Raw genomic sequence first — 19,117 nt, forward strand, 5'->3', positions numbered from 1 at the left:
CGCTCGTCATCTTCTAGCAAGCTAGAAATGTTACCGCTCGACTTGCATGTGTTAGGCCTGCCGCCAGCGTTCAATCTGAGCCATGATCAAACTCTTCAATTTAAGATTTTGATGCAAAGTTGGATTCATCTAAGAATCCGGCTCAACTCAATCGAATTTTTGGTTACTTATATAAGCTACCTGCTTTCAAAAGTGCTGAACCATTTTACTACCGAAGTAGTCGCTACCGAAGTAGCTTTTGGTCGATGCAGTTCTGATGCAAGTGCCCACACAGATTGCTTGGCTTGATATATTGTTAAAGAACGTTTTGCTTCGTTTCCCGAAGCGAGGACGCGCATTCTACACGCCTCATTTTTGATGTCAACCGCTTTCGAAAAGTTTTTTGTTTTTCTAAGCTTACTGTTGCCATCCGAGGTTGTTATCAGAAGGTTAAGGCCTCTTTATGGAGTCTTAACTTTCGATTTTAGCTAAAGGCTCTGTTTCTATAACTTTACCTTTCTGCTAACCTCGCTTCCTTTGCTGCTTAACTTGCTTAGCGCTTGTTGCTGCTGCCGTGGAAGTGGTGCGAATTATAGGGCTCAAAATAATTTCAGCAAGTACTTTTTGCAACTTTTCTTAGTTTTTCGCATCAACCGCAGAAAAATCGTCCAAGTTGGCGTAAGATTAGTCTTAATATGTATATTTTAACGCCTTTACCTAGAAAGGCATCGCGATTTAAAGAGGTACTTCGTATGGCAAAACCTAACCAAGGCCGTCCCTTCAAAGGTAAATACCCTGTTTTAGCGACTGGGGTATATGTTGATCCGTCTGCCGTGATCGTTGGCGACATAGAAATTGGCGAGGACTCGAGTATTTGGCCATTAGTCGCAGCACGTGGTGATGTGAATCACATTCGGATTGGTGCGCGTACCAATGTACAAGACGGTACGATTCTCCATGTCACGCGTACAGGGCCGGATGACCCAACAGGCTTTCCTCTTTCTATAGGAGACGATGTGACCGTCGGCCATCAAGTGATGCTGCACGGCTGCACGGTGGGCAATCGGATTCTTATCGGTATGTCGGCGGTTATTATGGACGGCGCTGTGGTAGAGGATGATGTGATTATCGGTGGCGGTTCTCTTGTCCCTCCAGGTAAACGTTTAGAGAGTGGCTTTCTTTATGTTGGCAGTCCGGTTAAAAAGACTCGTCCGTTAACCGAGGAAGAGCGTTCTTTCTTAGTCAAGTCAGCGGCCAACTATGTGCTGTTGAAAAACGACTACCTCGCTGAGCTTTAATGTTTAGTGCATGTCGAACTAATACCGCGCTAATGAAAATCGCGTGATTGCAAACGACTAACCGGTAACTCAGCCGTTAAGTCTTGGAGATCTTTTGCAATCACGTGAATTACCTCACCGGCAATCTCTACAACTCCTCGTACTCTTAGTAAGCGCGATTTTAGCCACTGCTGCCGTTGTTGCCGAGCAAGATCCTGCCACAGCACCACATTGACGGTACCGGTATCGTCTTCAAGCGAAAGGAAGGTCACGCCACTTGCCGTACCTGGCCGTTGCCGATTGGTCACTAACCCAACGACAGTAACCAACTGCTGGTGTCGTACATAACCTAACTCCGCCGCCTTGTAATGCTTTGGTAATTTTCCTGCCTCTTGTAATAACGCCACCGGATGCTGACCCAGTGTGAGCCCCAATGCTTGATAATCTTCTTGCATATTTGCCATGGGATCCGGCGCAGGTAATTCATAATCATTAGCGGGAGCCTGCTGGACACTGAGTAAGGGTAATTGCTCGTCTTGATGATTCTTCTGGCCTGATTGGCTACTTAAGTGCGTTAAGTTCCAACGAGTTTGATAACGATTACCCGCAAGTTCAGCGAATGCATTAGCACTTGCGAGCGCTTCTCGGGCAGCAAAGCTGAGTTGTTGAGCTGACACGCGCTGATCGAAATCACCAAAGTCTGAAAACCCCGTTGGTGGGCGCAACCGCACAAAACTGTCTAGCTCGCGCTGCTGTAAACCTTTGATCAGTCGAAAACCTAAACGAATGGCCGGCTCACCACTCTCACATGCCACCAATTGGTGATCCCAACTACTGGAATTAATACAAACGGGCAGCACTTGCACGTGATGACGGCGGGCGTCTTGGACTAATTGCGATGGTGAATAGAAGCCCATGGGCTGGCTATTCAGTAGGCCAACATAGAATGCAGCAGGGCAATGGCGTTTTAACCACGAAGACACATACGCCAAATTTGCGAAGCTGGCAGCGTGGGATTCAGGAAAACCATATTCACCAAAGCCACAAATTTGGGCAAAAAGGCGTTCCGCAAATTCTTGGGTATAGCCGCGTTCGAGCATGCCACTAATGAGCTTGGTTTCAAACTTCATTAATGTGCCTTTACTGCGCCACGACGCCATGGCGCGGCGCAGGGAATCAGCTTCACCACCACTAAAACCGGCAGCGACCATCGCCAGCTTAATCACTTGCTCTTGGAAGATCGGTACGCCAAGAGTGCGCTTTAGTACGTCAGCCACTTCAAGGCTAGGGTAGTCAATCGCTTCAACGCCGGCTCGCCGCCGTAAATAAGGATGTACCATGTCGCCTTGAATTGGCCCTGGGCGCACAATAGCAATTTGAATGACTAGGTCATAAAAACAACGCGGCTTCAAACGCGGTAGCATATTCATTTGCGCTCGCGACTCAATTTGAAAGACCCCAACCGAATCGGCTTTTTGTAGCATGCGATAAACTTCCGGGTCATCTTGCGGAATGCTAGCTAAAGTATGGCTTTGTTGATAGAAAGTCGGGAGCAAGTCGAGCGTTTTTCGAATTGCCGTTAACATGCCTAGCGCCAGCACATCAACCTTCAACAAGCATAAAGCTTCAATGTCATCTTTGTCCCATTGAATAACCGTTCGCTCTGGCATACTCGCATTTTCGATCGGAACTAAGTTACTCAGCTCGTCTTTAGCAATAACAAAGCCACCCACGTGTTGGGATAAGTGGCGGGGAAAGCCCAGTATTTGTTCAGTTAATACGAGTAACTGCGTTCCTAATGGATGATTCATCAGACCCATCTGTTGCAGCTGCGCTTGCCAACCGTCTTCACTATCACGGCGATCCAGACGGTGAATCCATTGCTGAATCTGAGCGTCGGCAAAACCCAGGGCTTTACCGACGTCGCGCAATGCACTGCGCAACCGATAGGTAATGACTGTCGCTGCAAGAGCTGCACGATGACGACCATATTTTTGGTAGATATATTGTATGACTTCTTCGCGGCGCTCATGCTCAAAGTCGACATCGATGTCCGGTGGTTCATTCCGCTCACGTGAAATAAACCGCTCGAATAGCAATTGCGACTGCGCTGGGTTAACCGCAGTAATGCCTAAGCAATAGCACAACACAGAGTTTGCCGCAGACCCTCGGCCTTGGTGCAGAATGCCTTGTTGGCGAGCGAAAACAACGATGTCGTAAATCGTAAGAAAGAAGTGCGCAAAGTTTAATTCTGCAACTAACGCTAGCTCTCGCATTAATTGTTCGCGCACCGCTTTCGGCGCACCTTCCGGGTAACGCCAACGCAAGCCTTGTAGACCTAGCTGTTGCAAATAACCATCAGGTGTAAAGCCTGCAGGAACAACTTCCGATGGATATTCATAACGCAACTCCTGCAATTGGAAGTGACAATGCTTGGCGATTTTCTCTGTTTCTGCCAACCATTCCGCTGGAAATAACTGGGCAAGCTCGGAACACGTCCGCAGCCTTTGCTCGGCGTTTGCTAAACGTTGCCAACCAAGGTTTTGCACCGTTTGGTGATGGTAAGTCGCTTGTAGCACATGCAATAAAGGTAAACGATCAGCGTGGTGCATACGCACACCACCGGCCGCAACAATAGGCCATTGATAGTCCTGCACGCACTGGCGTAAATACCTTAAAGACTTGGCGTCGGCCGCCTGTAAGTAACGGTGGGCCAATAACCAATGTCGATTAGGGAAGGTCGTCGCTAATTGCTCGGCCAATTGTTTGGCTGCAGTTTGGCAACCAAGTTCTGACGGCTGCCACAGCAACAAGCAATCGGTTAACGGTTGTTCTAACAGCTGCTGAGCGGAAAACTGATAATGTCCTTTTTCTGCTGCGCGACGACAAGTGCTAATTAAACTAGATAACTGTGCGTAGCCCCGACGATTCATCACCAACACGACAAATAACCCGAACTCGGTACAGTGAAATTCACTCCCGCAAATCACTTGCACTGAATGCTCTTGCGAAGCTTTCCAAGCCTTCACCACACCGGCTAATGAGCATTCATCAGTAATCGCCAACGCCCGATAACCTAAAGCAGCCGCTTGCGCAACGAGCTCCGCTGGAGACGACGCAGCACGCAGAAAACTATAGTGGCTCAAACAGTGGAGTTCGGCATAGGCCATTAGTTGAACCACCCTTGTAAATACCAGTGTTGCTGACGGTAGTCGTAAAACAACCAACCATTGCGACCGTCTTGATGCAGGGCTTGCCAATAGTCTCGCGTTGCGCCGCCATAAGTACGCAACCACCAAGGTGTCGCAAAACGTTCTGGCCCGCGCGTTAATTGCCACTGCCGAATGTCGACTGGGCAGGACTGTTCGAGTAACCAAGGTGGGCGCTTAATTAACTCTGTTCGTCCTAACTCAGCGCCAGCTGGAGCAAGCTGCCAACTTAAATCAGGGAAGGCTTCTGCTGCGGTTTGCAAACCAAAGACTTGCTGACGACCGAGCCGCAGCTGTAATTCGTTCAGTAGCTGCGCAAGTGATTTCTGCGCTTGGCTCGGCCCTTGTAATAAATCTCGCGACTCATGCTGGCGGCCTTGGAGTTGCTTGGCTTGCAAACCAATGTCCAGAACCGGCGCTAAAAACTGCGTCGACTCCATTTTCAACTGGCATAACCGCAAGAGCGCTTCCGCTTGGTAGCCGCCATGCGCTAAACCAACCTGCAGCTTACTCACACTGCCATCGCGGTGATAGAAGCTCAATAACAGCTGACGCGTTTGCTGTTGGCGACTTTCAAGGAAATGCTCCAACTCTTGCAGTAAGCGTTTCAGCGGAAAGCTGAGCGCTTGCCAACTAGTTGCTTCGGCCAACAAGGGTAAACGCTGGGTAAACCATTCTGGCGGTCGAAAATAACGTAAAGACTCTGGTTGTTCGCCTTGAATCCGCGCTAATAACTGCACCAGCTCGTGACCTAAACGCCGACCGGCAAGCGCGCGTGGAATTGCTTGTAAAGCACCGAGCGTTTGAATACCCATACGCCGGAGTTTTTTTTGTAGCTCTGGCGAGCACGGCAAATAATCGACTGGAATATCGGGCGACTGCTGCATGCCTGACTGCGCTAGCATCTTCGCTAACAAGGGGGTTTTTGCGGCACCTAAGGTGTAACTAACCTGCCAAGGCTGCAACTGTAATTCCAACTGGGTAAGGCTGTGCTGTAATTGCGGATAGAGTTTCTGCATTGGCTTGGTGTCTAACCATAAACCAAGCGGCGGGTCGAGGCTAATAACTGCAAAAGCGTGATAGAGATCGCTTGCCAAATGCTGCAACAAAGCGCGTTGTTGCGATTCCCGATAGAGATAGGGTTGAAGATTCTCGGTCAACGTCCAAGCGTCGGCTAGGTTCATGCCAACACGAATACCTTGCCGTTGCGCCGTTTGATTGAACTGCACGACCATTTGTTGCTGTTCGGTATATAAGACTGCCGGCTGACCTTGTAAGTCAGGGTGTAAAACTTGCATGCGCTCGAGCTGCAAGTGAGGTAGGGCAACATACAACCACATGCACACGCCTCACTTGCTAGGCCACTTTGGTAATGGCTGTCGAGCCAAGCGTAGAGGCCATCCGCCCATACGCTTAAGTAATTGCCATTGCACTTGACCATAACCGCTTACGCTGTCTTGGCTAAGATGAATACGTAACCGCGTTGCGTAACTACGCGCTTCTTCCGGCTGCCAAGGGCTAAACACAAAAACATAGGCTTGGCTTGCTGCAGCTGCTAAATGTAAGCGCCGAATGGCAATCGCGGACGGTTCTTCGAGCCAAACCATTAATACTCCCGCTTGACCGCTATGCAAGATAGTTTCTGCAGACCACAAGGTGTCGGTCACTCGCTGCGGGCGCAGGACAATATGCTGTGCTTGCGCCATGACCGAAGCTTCTGCTAGCTGAGCTAACGCCGGCGCATAGGGCTGCGCTGGCGGTGCTAGCCAAAATATCGAACGCTGCTGTTGAGTTGCCTGCACCATAGCAGGAGCGACTAGCGCTAGCTCACCAACAAAAAACTGCTGTAGCTGTATTTCATGCAGTCGCTGCGGTAACCAGCCGCCACCTAACGCTTGATCTAGCTCTACTTGGCCAGTGCTCACATAGGCAAGAGATTCTCTCGCATTGGCATTAGCTGCGCCTTTGTGCCCTCGCCAAAGCGAGCCTTTTTCGAGCAATTGCTGGAGCGGAGCCGACATAAAACCACCTCAAGAATACTGTATGTTTGTACAGTATAGTGTATGCGATTTTATTTTCTTTGCAAGGTATTCTGTAGTTCGCTCTAAGTTGCGGTATGATTGGAAAAAATAACAAGATCGGCGGAGATAATGACCCATGCTACGATTTTTGCCAGCCCCTATTAAACTCGTGATCAGCTTCCTCTGGGCTGGTCTGTCGACTTTATTCATTGGTTTAACAATCATTATACTTGGGCTTTTTAAGTTCCTGATTCCCATTCCCGCCTCCCAGCGCTTTGTTTCTCGAGTCGCAAACACCGTATTTCGTGGCTGGGCGTATGCTATGTCCTTTATGTTTCGCTTGAGCTACCCGGTCAAATGGCAAGTTGAAGGTGACTTACCGAATAACCCCGACGGTTGGTATTTGATCATGAGCAACCACTTAAGCTGGGTTGATATCTTGGTCATGATGCATCTATCACGCTCTAACTTGCCAATGCCACGCTTCTTCCTAAAACAGGAATTGTTCTGGGTACCTGTGGTTGGCATCGGTTGCTGGGTACTCGACATGCCATTTATGAAGCGCTACAGCAAAGAACAAATTGCCAAGCGCCCAGAGTTACAAGGCAAAGATATTGCCACCACGCGTGAAAAGTGTGAGAAGTTTCGACACATTCCAACAACGGTCATTAACTTTTGTGAAGGCACTCGCTTAACGCCTGCAAAGCATGCGAAAAAACAGAGCCCCTATCGTCATTTGTTACCACCGAAAGCCGGTGGTACTTCATTTACGCTGCAAGCCATGGGTGAGCAATTCCAAGAAATTCTCGATGTCACTATGGTTTACCCTGGATACAAGGCGGGTGACGCAATTGTTGGGCCGTTATTGCGTGGTGAACTAACAGAAGTGTACGTGCATATTGACCGCATACCGGTCACGCCAGACCTACGTGGTGATTACTTTAATGACCCCGCGTTTCGGGAGCACTTTCAAGACTGGCTAAATGAACGCTGGTCCATGAAGGACCAGCGTATTGAGGACTATTTAAACCGGGCGCGTTAATCGTCGGTTGACTTAGGTCGTACTTCCTCTTTTAAAGCGTGTTCTGGCGAGGCTAGTACGCTCTTCAGTTCGCGGACATCAACGCCACTTGGGTGCTGGTAAACCCGCAAGCCGAACTCCGGAATAATAGAATACAAGTGGTCAAAAATGTCTGACTGAATACCTTCGTATTCCACCCAAGCCGTCGTATTGGTAAACCCATAGACTTGCAGAGGCAGCCCGTCTGGTGTTGGCGCAAGTTGGCGTACCATCATGGTCATTTGTTGATGAATACCCGGATGGTTTTTTAAGTAATTCAGCACATAAGCCCGGAACGTCCCAATATTGGTAATTCGACGCGTATTCACCGGCTCCTTACCGTCATCCCGCAACTCTGAATTCCATTCATCTATTTCCTGCTGTTTTTCTTTCAAGTAATCGCGCAACAAACGGAATGATTTCAGGTGCTCTTTTTCTTTGTCGGTGAGAAAGCCGATACTTTGCTGGTCTAACAGCAGGTTACGAATAATCCGCCGACCGCCCGACTCCTGCATACCTCGCCAGTTTTTAAACGAGTCGGTAATAAACCGCCGGGTCGGGATTGTCGTGATGGTTTTGTCCCAGTTTTGCACTTTCACCGTGTGTAACGCGATATCAATCACATCACCATCGGCATTCAACGCCGGCATTTCAACCCAGTCGCCGACTCGGACAATGTCGTTCGATGAAATTTGCATGCTCGCAACGAGAGACAGCAAGGTGTCTTGGAACACCAACATGACAACCGCAGCCATGGCGCCTAAACCAGAGAGCAGAATCACTGGCGAGCGATCAATCAAGGTGGCAATAATCAGGATTGCGGTGACCGCATAAATCAAAATCTTAATAACTTGAATATAGCCTTTGATCGGCTTCAAGTGAGAATCTGGACGCCGTTCATAGATGGTGTTAACGACTGTCAAAGCACCGTTTATGGCTAATGCCACGGTGAGAATCACGAAAGCATTGGCAACGTTTTGAATAATTGCCACTAAGATTTCTGGCACTTGCGGTACAAATACAATCCCTGTGGAAAGCACTAATGCCGGAATGACATTCGCTAAACGCGCGATAACCGTCGAATTCGCTAAGGTTTCGTCACGTCCTGCGGGGGTCGCACGCAAAGCGCGCATGAGCGCACGCACCAACATCCGTTTGACCACCGCATTACTCAACCAAGCAAGCGTGAGTAGAATAAACAAACCCACAGCCATATGCAGCTGTGGGTGCTGTTCTAACCAAGATGACGCTGATTGCCAATACGTCGTTAACTCATCCATTGATCGCTCCTTGGTCGCCGAGCTTTAGTCTTTTTTCGCCATCAAATATTTAGCGAGTGCCATGTACTCTTCATAGAAATTGCTCGAGTTTTGAAACCCAGACTGCAACATTTGATATTTGCGATTGACCACGTATGTTGGCGTCGCACTGACACCAAATTGTTGCTGTAACGCCCGCATACGGTTACTCAAGCTAGTCACCGCAAAGCTGTTGAACGCGCGGTCAAACGCAGCTTCTTCAACTCCTAAGTCCAACATGATTTGCTTGGCGTCAGCGACTGTATTCACAAAGCTATTACGCACAAAGTGACGTTGGAAAACACGCTCAACGAACTGTTCCTCAATACCAAGCACAATAGAAGTAGCATGGATACGCTGAATATTGTCGCGCATGGTTGCATTCGGCACGACTGAGTTGACGTGGTGCTTTTTAAACGCGTCACCAAACTCAGCTTTGAGCATGTCACTGAAACCGGCAAAGTGATAACACGCATTACAATATAACGAGAAGAAATCGATTATCTCGGGGGAACTACTTGGGGTGTCGCCGATAACACGGTAATGCACGCCTTCTTGGAAGTTTTGCGCGGACACCGGAGAAAACGCCATGACTGCTGCGCTTGCGAGCGCAATTAACCACTTTTTCATGTTTAACATCCTAAAATTAATTCGTTACATTGTCTTTGATTATGCCGCCATTAAAGGCCGGACTGCAAGTTTAGTGGCGGTTCAGCAAAAGCCGCGAGTTGTTCTTTCAAGGCTAATATTTGCTGCTCCCAGTAGCGCGGCTCAGCAAACCACCCAAAACTGCGAGGGAAGGCTGGGTCGCTCCAACGCACGGCCAACCACGCCATGTATTGAATGATTCGAAATGCGCGTAAAGGTTCAATCAGAGCCAGTTCTTTGGGGTCAAAATCACAAAACTCTTCATAACCTGACAACAAGGTATCGAGTTGTGCTTCTTGCTGAAAGCGATCCCCTGAGAGCATCATCCATAAGTCTTGAATTGCAGGCCCTTGGCGGCAATCATCAAAATCAACCAAGGTTAAACCCTGGTCGCTCCACAATAAATTGCCTATGTGGCAATCACCGTGCAACCGAATATGCTGATACTGTGACCAGTTAATCTGCAAAATACGTTCGACCACGGGCTGCAAAATAGCTACGAAAGCCGACTGTAAGCTTTCTGGCAACAACGGACAGCTCAACAAGGTACGTTGATGCTCGCGGAGCAGATCGGCAGAAACGAGCATGGGACGGTGCTGAAATGGCTTTGCCTTACCAACTTGATGTAAGCGGCCAAGGTGGCGACCAAGATCTTCAAGTTGTTCCCACTGTTCGGGCTCAAGCGCACGACCACCAACGCTTGGAAATAAAGCAAAGCGATAGCCGCCGGCAGTGAACAGCGTTGATTGCGGCTGCTCGATAGGCACCGCAAGCGGACAGACCACCGGAATCTCAGCGGCCGCTAAATCAGCGGTGAATTCGTGTTCTTCCAGTATCGCAGCTGTCGACCAACGCCCAGGGCGGTAAAACTTCGCCACATAGCGAGCACTTTTCCCCGTTTGGTCTTCAGCTAAAAACTGATACACCCGATTCTCGTAACTATTTAACGCCAGCAAACCTGACGTTGGATACAACCCCGCAGCTTCAATCGCATCTAAGATATGATTGGGCGTTAAGTCCTGAAAACTAAAATCTGCCACCACTGCTCCTTGGCTTCTCGGCTGAATTAACGATAAATAAAGTTACTCTTCACCCGGCGAGAAATTCGCTCGTCACTGTCCGCAATAATTTCAAAGGTGACTTCTTTCATGGGAATATCCATGAAATAGGGGTCTACTGCGAGCGTAATAGGCATACTCTCGGTTGACTCAGGCGCTAGTTCGATTTGATGTGGGCCATACCACTGAATGTCCTCAATACCGCGTGCCGAAATCGTAAAGGTTTGCGGTTCTTGCGACTTGTTACTTATGCGCAAAGTGTACACGTTCTCAACCCAGCCTTCCGCATTCACTCGGTACAAAGTATTGCGGTCGCGAATGACATCAAACTCGAGCGGAATGCGCAGAATAATATCGAGTACTAACAAGGCCGAAAGCACAATCAGGGCAGTCCCGTAACCGACACTTTTCAACCGGAAAACCTTGGTTTGGCCGCCTTCTAACCGACGTTGGGTGGTAAAGCTAATCAGTTGTTTCGGGTAGCCCATTTTATCCATGACGTCGTTACAGGCATCCACACAAGCACCGCAGTTAATACATTCATACTGCAAGCCATTGCGAATATCGATACCGGTCGGACACACTTGCACACACAAGTTGCAATCGATGCAGTCACCCTTACCAATAGAGGCGGGGTCAACTTTACGCTTGCGCGGGCCACGAGGCTCTCCGCGCTCTTCATTGTAGGCCACGATGTAAGTGTCTTTGTCGAACATCGCCGACTGGAAGCGAGCATACGGGCACATGTGGGTACACATGACTTCGCGCATCCAACCCGCATTACCATAAGTTGCGAAAGTAAAGAAAAGCACGCTACCGGTTGCCCAAGCGCTCGAATTTAGCAGCCAAAAATCGGTAAATAGGGCGCGAATATCGGTGAAATAACCAACAAAAGTCATTGCTGTTAACAACGCCACGACAATCCAAATGGCATGTTTGGCAAATTTACGCAGAAACTTGTCAGCATCCATCGGCCGTTCGTCAAGCTTCATCCGCTGATGGCGACCGCCTTCAATTTTGCGCTCGAACCACATGAATATAAACGTCCACGTGGTTTGCGGGCAGGTGAATCCGCACCAAACTCGGCCAAACAGTGTGGTCACAAGAAACAGCGCAAATGCCGAGATCATGAAAATCCACGCCAGAATCGTGAAGTCTTGTGGCCACAGTGTCATGCCGAAGATACGGAAACGCTGCTCCATAATATTAAATAAAATGGCTTGCTCACCGTTCCATGTCAGCCACGGTAAAACCACGAACAGCGCCATGAGCGCAAACCCAAGCACGCGTCGAGTGGTTTCGACTTTACCCTCGGCCTCGCGCACATAGATATGATTCTTCCCAGGTGGTTTGCTAATATCCGGTTTTTGAATATGCACCGATTTCTTTGGTGGTGCTTTTTGGACCGTTATCGGTTGAGCGTGATGCTCGGACGACGTTTCGTTTTGAGGGGATTGAGAGCCGTTCTTCGTATCAACCACGTTGAATCCTGCCATCTAAAAAGGAAAACCCGAGAATGGTTCGATTATACGCCCATTCTCGGGAAATAGCAGGGTGGTGTGGCGATCTGGATCAATTATTAGGCTGGTGGCGTTAGGGTTAAAAACGACGCGGCAATGCCAAAGTAAATAAGAACACCGCCCGCATCGGCAATAGTGGTTACCAACGGCGCACTGGCCACTGCTGGATCCCATCCAACTCGCTTCAAAATAAAGGGTAATAAAACCCCGACAAGGCTACCGACCAACACAATACAGACCATGCTCAAGGCCACAATTGGAATAATCACCGGATCCACTCGGAAGAAAGCAACTGCGGATATAGCAGCGGCCATGGTGACGCCAAGACCAACTGACACAAGCAGTTCTTTACCTAGCATGTATAACCAGTCTTTTTTCTCGACGTCATTGGTTGCCATACCCCGGACAATCAAAGTAGCCGCCTGCGCACCCGTGTTACCACCAGACGCAATCAACAAGGGCAAAAAGAACAACAGCGCAATATTGGTGGCGATGGTGTCTTCAAAGTACATCATGCCCAAACCAGAGAAAATATTGGCAAAAACCAATAAAACCAACCAGTTAATTCGGCTCCGATAAATAATAAACGGGCTCGCATCTTTAATACCGCTTTCTAAGCGGCCAACCGTAGCCGATTTGTGAATGGACTCGGTGTCTTCCTCTTCGACAACGTCCATGGCGTCATCGAACGTGACCATGCCGATCAGAATGTCATCATCGGACACCACCGGAATTGCAATTAAGTCATAACGACTGATAATCCGCGCCGCTTCAGACTGCGGCATGTCGGGCTTCAGCACCACCACGTCACGGGTCATGATCTCTTCGATGGTTTCGCTTGGCGCGGCGGTGAGAATATCACGCAGTGACAGCACCCCCTGTAAGCGATGATCTTTATCAACGACATAGGTCTGATAAATTGTCTCTTTTTCGGGCGCGCTCTGGCGTAACCGCTTGAGTGCATCACCGACGGTACCAGCAAGCGGGATCGCGGCATAATCCGAGGTCATAACCGCACCAACGGTGCCTTCTTCATAGCTTGCGAGACGCAGCAAGTCTTCACGCTCGCGTTTCGCCAAGCGACGCATCACAGCGTCTTGAAGTTTTACGTCTAACAGCGCATAAACGTCCGCCCGTTCATCCGATGACATGTCGCGGAAAAGTTGCGCCAAAACACCAACTTCCATATGGCTAGCAAGCTCTTCCTGATTGTTCGGGCGCAAATAACCAAAAACTTCAGCTTGCTGATCACTTGGCATTTTATCGAGCAATGCTAATGCGCTGTAAACTTCAAAGTTTTGGTCAATATACTCGGCGATATCCGCGGCTGGGATTTCCGCCAACGCCGCTTTTAGAATCTCCTCGTCACCTTGAGCTACGAGATCAATGAGATGTTCATAACCTTCATAAGTCATTGTCTTTTCTCCTTTAGCTCTTGCTTACCAACCACGCGGGCGGAAGCTAAATGCGACGAATACGGCATGGTCACGGCCTGAGTCAAATTCGGTACTTAAAACTGACAAAGTTACGTTTGCACCCGGTATAAGCTGCTGTAAGTGCGTGCCAATTTGCCAGTTCACACCGTCTCCCCGTTGCTGGAAAAGTTCGGCAAAACCGGAAACTGACGCATTAAACTGCTGTTCAATACCCACGCCCGATGTCGTACGCGTGGTGTTAGTGACCGTGTCTTGTAGCAAGCCGGCATTGGCATGCACGGTCGTGCTTGGGGTTAATTGATAACTGAGTGGCACATTCACATAATACTGTGGCACCCGCTTACTATAGTTTGAATCAAGTGCGAACGTTGAGCCTAATGCCACAGCCACAGCACCACGCTGTTGGTCAAAACTACCAAGCATTGTTTTCACTTGCGTCGTCAGGTAGTTCTGACTGGCCTGCTGGTAAGGGCGCCAGCGCTCGTAGGCAAAAGTTAATTCAACACCACTTTCACCAAACTGACAGACGGGGGCAAAATAAAACAATGAGTCACGACCATTGTCGCCGAACCAACTTTCTATTTCACAACTTTGTGGGTCAACAATTGTGGCGTCATCGACAACCATGTTGGTTGACGCCAATGCCAATGATGGCAACCAAAAGATGCTTAAAAGCCCGAGTGTGATTTTACGCATACTTCAACTCCTCATGCGAATGAGTGAGTGATGAACAACACACGGAAAAGGGCAGTAGAAAGAGTCGATAGAAGGGATCTTTCGTTACTGCAACTTTGCACAGACGCTCAAGCTCGGCAAAGTCGCAGTGACACTGGATCAGAGTAACTGGGACTTTAACGGACCTGAACGGCAAATTCGTCGTCGTGAACTGTCCAAGACTTACTCTCTCCATATAACAAATGAAGTGCTAATTTTAAAAAAGGGCTGCCCTACGGTCAACCCTTTTGCTTGCGAAATAGCCACATTGTTCGCCTTTAGAGCATAAATTAGCAGCTAAAAATCAATATTTTGACTTATTGCACCGTCGGCACGCGCATTTCTGAGGCATGGTTCTGTTGAAAGCGATCGCTCATGACGCTTTCAAAATGCTCACCGTCTCGATAAATAAACAAGGCAGCTATGCCATGCTCATTTGCATAGGCTAGCCCGCGTTCTTCACCTAACACTAAGAGTACTGTTGCTAACGCATCGATTTCGGTTAAGTTGGCTCCGATGACATTGACTGATGCTAACTTATGGCTAATTGGGTAGCCGTTGGTCGGGTCAATGGTATGGGAGTATCGGACGCCGTCGTCTTCAAAATAGTTACGATAGTCTCCAGAACCGACCATGCCGACATCACGCAGCGGCAAAATATGACGCACAACTTGCATGGAGTCATTCGGAGCTTCGATGCCGATTCGCCAAGGTTGACCGGTATTGCGCTCGCCAAGTGCGATTAAATCACCACCGATATTAACCAAATGATTACTGATGCCAACCGAAAGTAAGTATTCGCTTACCGCCTGAACCCCGTAACCTTTGGCTATTCCAGAAAGATCAACAAAAACATCGCGATGCCGAGTGATCGTTTGGGTGGCATCATCAAGTTCAATATGACGGTAGCCAACTTCTGCCAGTCGTTGCTCTAATACGGCAGGTTCAGGCGCTTTCGTCACGCGGCCTTCAGGGCCAAAGCCCCACAAATTCACCAGCCCGCCAATGGTGAAGTCAAAGGCGCCGCCACTTTGCTCGGCGATGTCGTAACCCACCCGCAACACATAGTAAAGCTCTGGCGGTACAGCGACTGGCTCGCCAATTGGTGCTTGATTAACTGCCGTTAACACCGAGTCTTGCCGATACGTCGACATTTGCCGGTCCACTTCATTGAGTACCGCAAGCACACCAGCTTGAACCTCATCACGATCAAAATCATGCTGTCTACCTATGCTAACCTCAAAAAAGGTGCCAAAAATTCGACCTTCAAGGACCGTTGGTGCCGGCGGCGTGCGCGGTGCACAAGCCGTTAACACCACGACCGTAAGAACACCTAACCAAATTCGAAATAAATTTTGCCGCATTGAATTACCTGCTCTAAACCTTAAAGAAAGAACCACAACAACAAGCCGCCGAGGATTAATCGATAAATCACGAATGGCTGCATGCCGATTCGGCGAATAAACGCTAAGAAATAATGAATACACGCGTAGGTGCTCACGGCAGCAACGACAAACCCAACTAACAGCGTATCCCAAGGTATGTCTGTTCCTTCGCGCACTAAGTCAAAGGTTAGCAGCAAACTTGCCGCCGCAATAATCGGAATCGAAAGTAAAAATGAAAAACGTGCTGCAGCGTCTCGTGACAGCCCCAAAAACAAAGCGGCCGTCATGGTGATACCAGAACGCGAGGTGCCCGGAATTAACGCCAATGCTTGGGCAAAACCAATAATTAATACGTCGCGCAAACCTAGCGAATATTCATCGCGGTCGCCACGACCTTTCCAGTCCGCTAAACCGAGCAAAAGGCCAAAAACAATCAGTGCCAGCCCCATGATTACTTCGCCACGCAGGACACCTTCAGCCAAGTCTTTAAATAGAATACCGAGCACACCCGCAGGAATGGTGCCGATAATCACCCACCAGCCGAGCTTTGAATCTTTTGTCGCCCCTTTACCAAGCCAAGTACCAAACCAATCGCGCAACATGGTAAAAATTTCGTGGCGGAAATACGCGATGACCGCGACAAGCGAACCGGCATGCAGCACCACATCAAATGCAAGGCCTTGATAGACGTCACCGAGCCATTGGCCCGCCAAAACCAAATGAGCCTGACTCGAAATCGGCAAAAATTCGGTAATCCCTTGCACGAGAGCAAGCCAAAACGCTGTAAAGTAATCCATTAAATGTCCATTCACTGACTGTTCAAAAGGCGTGCTAGTCTAACAGATCTAGGCGGACTGAGACCAGACTCAAAAAAAAGCCCGTCATGGGGAATGACGGGCTAAGCTCACGGTTTGTATAGGGGAACAACCGTATTTGCACCCCAGGGAAACTAGGAGAGATATTAGCTGCCCTGGGTGACAGTTTAATGACAGTCACGTCAGTCAAAAACTTTACAATTAAGCGATTGAACGAGCGGTGCGTGCTGCATTTAACACGGCCGCTAACTTAATTGATGTTTGAATGGCTTGCGCGGAAACGCCATGTTTCACCAGAACACCGACGTGCGAGTCGATGCACATACCACAACCGTTCAAAGCTGAAACTGCGAGAGAAAACAGTTCGAAGTCGGCTTTCTCAACACCTGGATTTGCCATTGCGTTCATACGCAAGCCCGCTGGCATTTTGGCAAATTGCTTGTCTGAACATAAATGAACGAAGCGATAGTAAATATTGTTCATTGCCATCAGAGTTGCGGCGATTTTTGCGGCGCTCACCACGTTAGCTTCAACCTTACCTTCCGCTTCGGCTTCAACCGCGGCGATCAGCTCTTTGTCGTCCATCGCGTAAACTAACGACAGTGCGGTACCGTAAAATTGGTCTGCGGTTAAACCTGAAGAGTCAACGTTACCGAACAGGTTAGACAGGTTAAGCTTGGTATCTTTACCGTGATCACCAAGAAGTTGTTTGTAATCTGCAATAGTCATGATGCCTCCAGGACTGAAATCTTTTGCTGAATGAAAGGGCAGCGGACGCTGCCCTTATTTGCGGTTCTGCTAGGGTTATTCTGCTAAGAACAACTTACAGAGTGTCGCCACCTAAAGGACGGTTACATGGGCATAACTCGTCAGTCTGTAAACCGTCTAGGATACGCAGGATTTCTGCTGGGTTACGGCCAACGTTCAACGCGTTCACAGAAACGTGCTGGATAACGTTGTGTGGGTCAACGATGAAAGTTGCGCGTAGAGCAACGCTTTCAGCTTTGTCACGAACACCTAAACCGTCAACTAATACGCCTGAAGTGTCAGCGAATGAGTATTGGTTCAAACCGTTCAGGTCTGGGTGCTCACGGCGCCATGCTAATTTAACGAATTCGTTGTCAGTGCTACCACCAAGAACAACTGCATCGCGGTCAGCAAATTCTTCGTTCAATTTAGCAAACTCAACGATTTCAGTTGGGCAAACAAACGTGAAATCTTTTGGATAGAAGAAGATAACTTTCCACTTGCCTTCGAAGCTGTCTTGCGTGATGGTTTCAAACGCGCTCACGCCATTTTCTTCAGGCATGTTGAAGCCTGGCTTCGCTGCGACTACAGAAAATTCTGGTAATTTATCACCGATAGTTAACATTCAAATTTCTCCATGATTTAATTTAGAACCTATTCAAAGGCTCCTGCCGTTGACTAGGACTGCTGCAAACTCGGGGAGCATCATAGGCATTAATTTTTATTGGTGAAAACGAATAAAAGCTATTACTATAATCGAATAATTTGATTAGCCTTTTGGTGAGAGACGATGACCAAGTTACCGAGTTTGAAAAACCTGACCTATTTGTTGGCGTTGCACCAGCATCAAAATTTCAACCGTGCAGCACAGGCTTGTTTTGTCAGCCAATCGACCCTAAGTAGCGGCATTCAGAATCTTGAAGAGCAGCTCGGTTGCCAGTTGATTGAGCGCGATCATAAGTCCTTTTTATTTACCGGAATGGGCGAAGAGATTGTTGAACGCGCCCGTGAAATCCTGACCCATACGGAAGAGCTGGTAAACTTTGCCCAAAGCCAAGGCAATATCATGGAAGGGCCTTTGCGGATTGGCTGTATCCCTACTATTGGGCCTTTTATTCTTGGGCCATTAAGTAAAGCGCTGAAGCAGAACTACCCAAAGCTAAGCTTGTACATTCGCGAAGACACCACCCATCAACTCATGAACTTGTTGCGTGACGGCGACCTCGATGTGCTAATTTTGGCATTGCCCGTCGATTTGCAGGGCAATCAACAATGGGTTGTTGGTAAAGACCCGTTCAAAATGGTGCTGGTACCGAAACTAGCGAAGCTCGCTGGTGAACCGGTTGACTACAATAAGTTACCGAATAAAAGCATCTTTTTGCTCGAAAAAGAGCATTGCATGACGGGCCATGCCGTCACTGCGTGCCGCCTCGGTAACAAAGAAAAGATCAATCCGTTTACTGCCTCCAGCTTGCATAGCCTGATCCAAATGGCCGAAGCCTTGGAGGGCGCGACTTTTGTACCGCAAATGGCCATTGATGCTGGCGTGCTAAGCGGCAGTGATTTAGTGGTTACTGAGCCTGGTGATGGTGAAGCTTATCGAGAGATTGGTTTAGTCTTTCGACCGACCACCAGCCGGCGACAAACATTCCGGAAATTAGCCGAGTTACTCGCAGAGTTTCTGCCTATTTCAACCTTGAAATAGACCGTCATTAAGAGTCCCAAGTTAAGCACGACAATCGTCGTGCTCAACCATCCATTAATCGAGTTTTTGGCAGTCTGTCTGATCGCAGAGCGCATTTTTGTGGTATTTAACTATACTCAAAAGGCTGTTTTCGCGCATTTTCTGGCGCACGTTTACCAGAGTGTGTATTAAGCAAATTCTATGCAACTTGGAATTTGTTTCCTGTCTGTACAGCACAGACACCTACTAACAGAGGAGTTACTTCA

At 48.6% G+C, this 19,117-nt stretch carries 16 protein-coding genes and 1 rRNA gene; 3 read left to right on the forward strand and 14 right to left on the reverse strand.

The features are described from left to right. Positions 1–102, reverse strand: a 16S ribosomal RNA gene (locus CWE06_RS08610); the annotation flags it as partial. A gap of 629 nt (positions 103–731) precedes the next feature. Here CWE06_RS08610 and CWE06_RS08615 point away from each other — a divergent pair. Next, positions 732–1,277: a gamma carbonic anhydrase family protein gene (locus CWE06_RS08615; protein ID WP_126793166.1), complete on the forward strand. Its 546-nt coding sequence runs from the start codon at positions 732–734 to the stop codon at positions 1,275–1,277. Positions 1,278–1,306: 29 nt separating this feature from the next. On the opposite strand, the gene CWE06_RS08620 is transcribed toward CWE06_RS08615, so the two are convergent. The 3 genes from CWE06_RS08620 to CWE06_RS08630 are packed head-to-tail and all read right to left on the reverse strand — an operon-like array spanning position 1,307 to position 6,486. Then, on the reverse strand, positions 1,307–4,426 hold the full coding sequence (locus CWE06_RS08620; RefSeq protein ID WP_126793168.1) for an error-prone DNA polymerase: 3,120 nt from the start codon (positions 4,424–4,426) through the stop codon (positions 1,307–1,309). After that, positions 4,426–5,805 carry a Y-family DNA polymerase gene (locus CWE06_RS08625; RefSeq protein ID WP_126793170.1) on the reverse strand — a complete coding sequence of 460 codons (1,380 nt, stop codon included), beginning with the start codon at positions 5,803–5,805 and terminating at the stop codon, positions 4,426–4,428. Before CWE06_RS08625 ends, CWE06_RS08620 begins: the two co-directional genes overlap by 1 nt. A gap of 9 nt (positions 5,806–5,814) precedes the next feature. Then, positions 5,815–6,486, reverse strand: coding sequence for an ImuA family protein (locus CWE06_RS08630; RefSeq protein WP_126793172.1), 672 nt, complete (start codon positions 6,484–6,486; stop codon positions 5,815–5,817). 136 nt (positions 6,487–6,622) lie between these two features. On the opposite strand from CWE06_RS08630, the gene CWE06_RS08635 reads away from it, so the two are divergent. Continuing rightward, positions 6,623–7,528 carry an acyltransferase gene (locus CWE06_RS08635; protein ID WP_126793174.1) on the forward strand — a complete coding sequence of 302 codons (906 nt, stop codon included), beginning with the start codon at positions 6,623–6,625 and terminating at the stop codon, positions 7,526–7,528. Here the strand turns inward: CWE06_RS08635 and CWE06_RS08640 are convergent. The 10 genes from CWE06_RS08640 to CWE06_RS08685 form a co-directional block, all read right to left on the reverse strand. Further along, positions 7,525–8,826, reverse strand: coding sequence for a mechanosensitive ion channel family protein (locus CWE06_RS08640; protein ID WP_126793176.1), 1,302 nt, complete (start codon positions 8,824–8,826; stop codon positions 7,525–7,527). The two genes, CWE06_RS08635 and CWE06_RS08640, sit on opposite strands and share 4 nt — an antisense overlap. Before the next feature lie 24 nt (positions 8,827–8,850). Next, positions 8,851–9,474, reverse strand: coding sequence for a thiol:disulfide interchange protein DsbA/DsbL (locus CWE06_RS08645; RefSeq protein ID WP_157981162.1), 624 nt, complete (start codon positions 9,472–9,474; stop codon positions 8,851–8,853). Positions 9,475–9,524: 50 nt separating this feature from the next. Next, on the reverse strand, positions 9,525–10,532 hold the full coding sequence (locus CWE06_RS08650) for a serine/threonine protein kinase (RefSeq protein ID WP_126793180.1): 1,008 nt from the start codon (positions 10,530–10,532) through the stop codon (positions 9,525–9,527). Positions 10,533–10,558: 26 nt separating this feature from the next. After that, the gene (gene ccoG / locus CWE06_RS08655; RefSeq protein WP_420808532.1) at positions 10,559–11,962 is read right to left on the reverse strand and encodes a cytochrome c oxidase accessory protein CcoG; all 1,404 of its coding nucleotides are present in this window, start codon (positions 11,960–11,962) and stop codon (positions 10,559–10,561) included. Positions 11,963–12,129: 167 nt separating this feature from the next. Further along, positions 12,130–13,485, reverse strand: coding sequence for a magnesium transporter (gene mgtE / locus CWE06_RS08660; RefSeq protein ID WP_126793184.1), 1,356 nt, complete (start codon positions 13,483–13,485; stop codon positions 12,130–12,132). A gap of 24 nt (positions 13,486–13,509) precedes the next feature. Next, positions 13,510–14,202, reverse strand: a complete 693-nt coding sequence (locus CWE06_RS08665; RefSeq protein WP_126793186.1) for a hypothetical protein — start codon at positions 14,200–14,202, stop codon at positions 13,510–13,512. Positions 14,203–14,537: 335 nt separating this feature from the next. After that, positions 14,538–15,584 carry an FAD:protein FMN transferase gene (locus tag CWE06_RS08670; RefSeq protein WP_126793188.1) on the reverse strand — a complete coding sequence of 349 codons (1,047 nt, stop codon included), beginning with the start codon at positions 15,582–15,584 and terminating at the stop codon, positions 14,538–14,540. A gap of 20 nt (positions 15,585–15,604) precedes the next feature. Beyond that, positions 15,605–16,402, reverse strand: a complete 798-nt coding sequence (locus CWE06_RS08675; protein WP_126793190.1) for an undecaprenyl-diphosphate phosphatase — start codon at positions 16,400–16,402, stop codon at positions 15,605–15,607. A gap of 219 nt (positions 16,403–16,621) precedes the next feature. Next, complete coding sequence (locus CWE06_RS08680) at positions 16,622–17,149, reverse strand: carboxymuconolactone decarboxylase family protein (protein WP_126793192.1); 528 nt, start codon at positions 17,147–17,149, stop codon at positions 16,622–16,624. A gap of 94 nt (positions 17,150–17,243) precedes the next feature. Then, positions 17,244–17,792, reverse strand: coding sequence for a peroxiredoxin (locus CWE06_RS08685; RefSeq protein WP_126793194.1), 549 nt, complete (start codon positions 17,790–17,792; stop codon positions 17,244–17,246). A 165-nt stretch (positions 17,793–17,957) separates the two neighbouring features. Here CWE06_RS08685 and CWE06_RS08690 point away from each other — a divergent pair, with 165 nt between their 5' ends. After that, a complete protein-coding gene (locus tag CWE06_RS08690; protein ID WP_126793196.1) occupies positions 17,958–18,872 on the forward strand; it encodes a hydrogen peroxide-inducible genes activator in 915 nt (304 codons plus the stop codon). Positions 18,873–19,117 lie beyond the last annotated feature (245 nt).

It is taken from the genome of Aliidiomarina haloalkalitolerans, assembly GCF_003987315.1.
GTDB lineage: Bacteria > Pseudomonadota > Gammaproteobacteria > Enterobacterales > Alteromonadaceae > Aliidiomarina > Aliidiomarina haloalkalitolerans.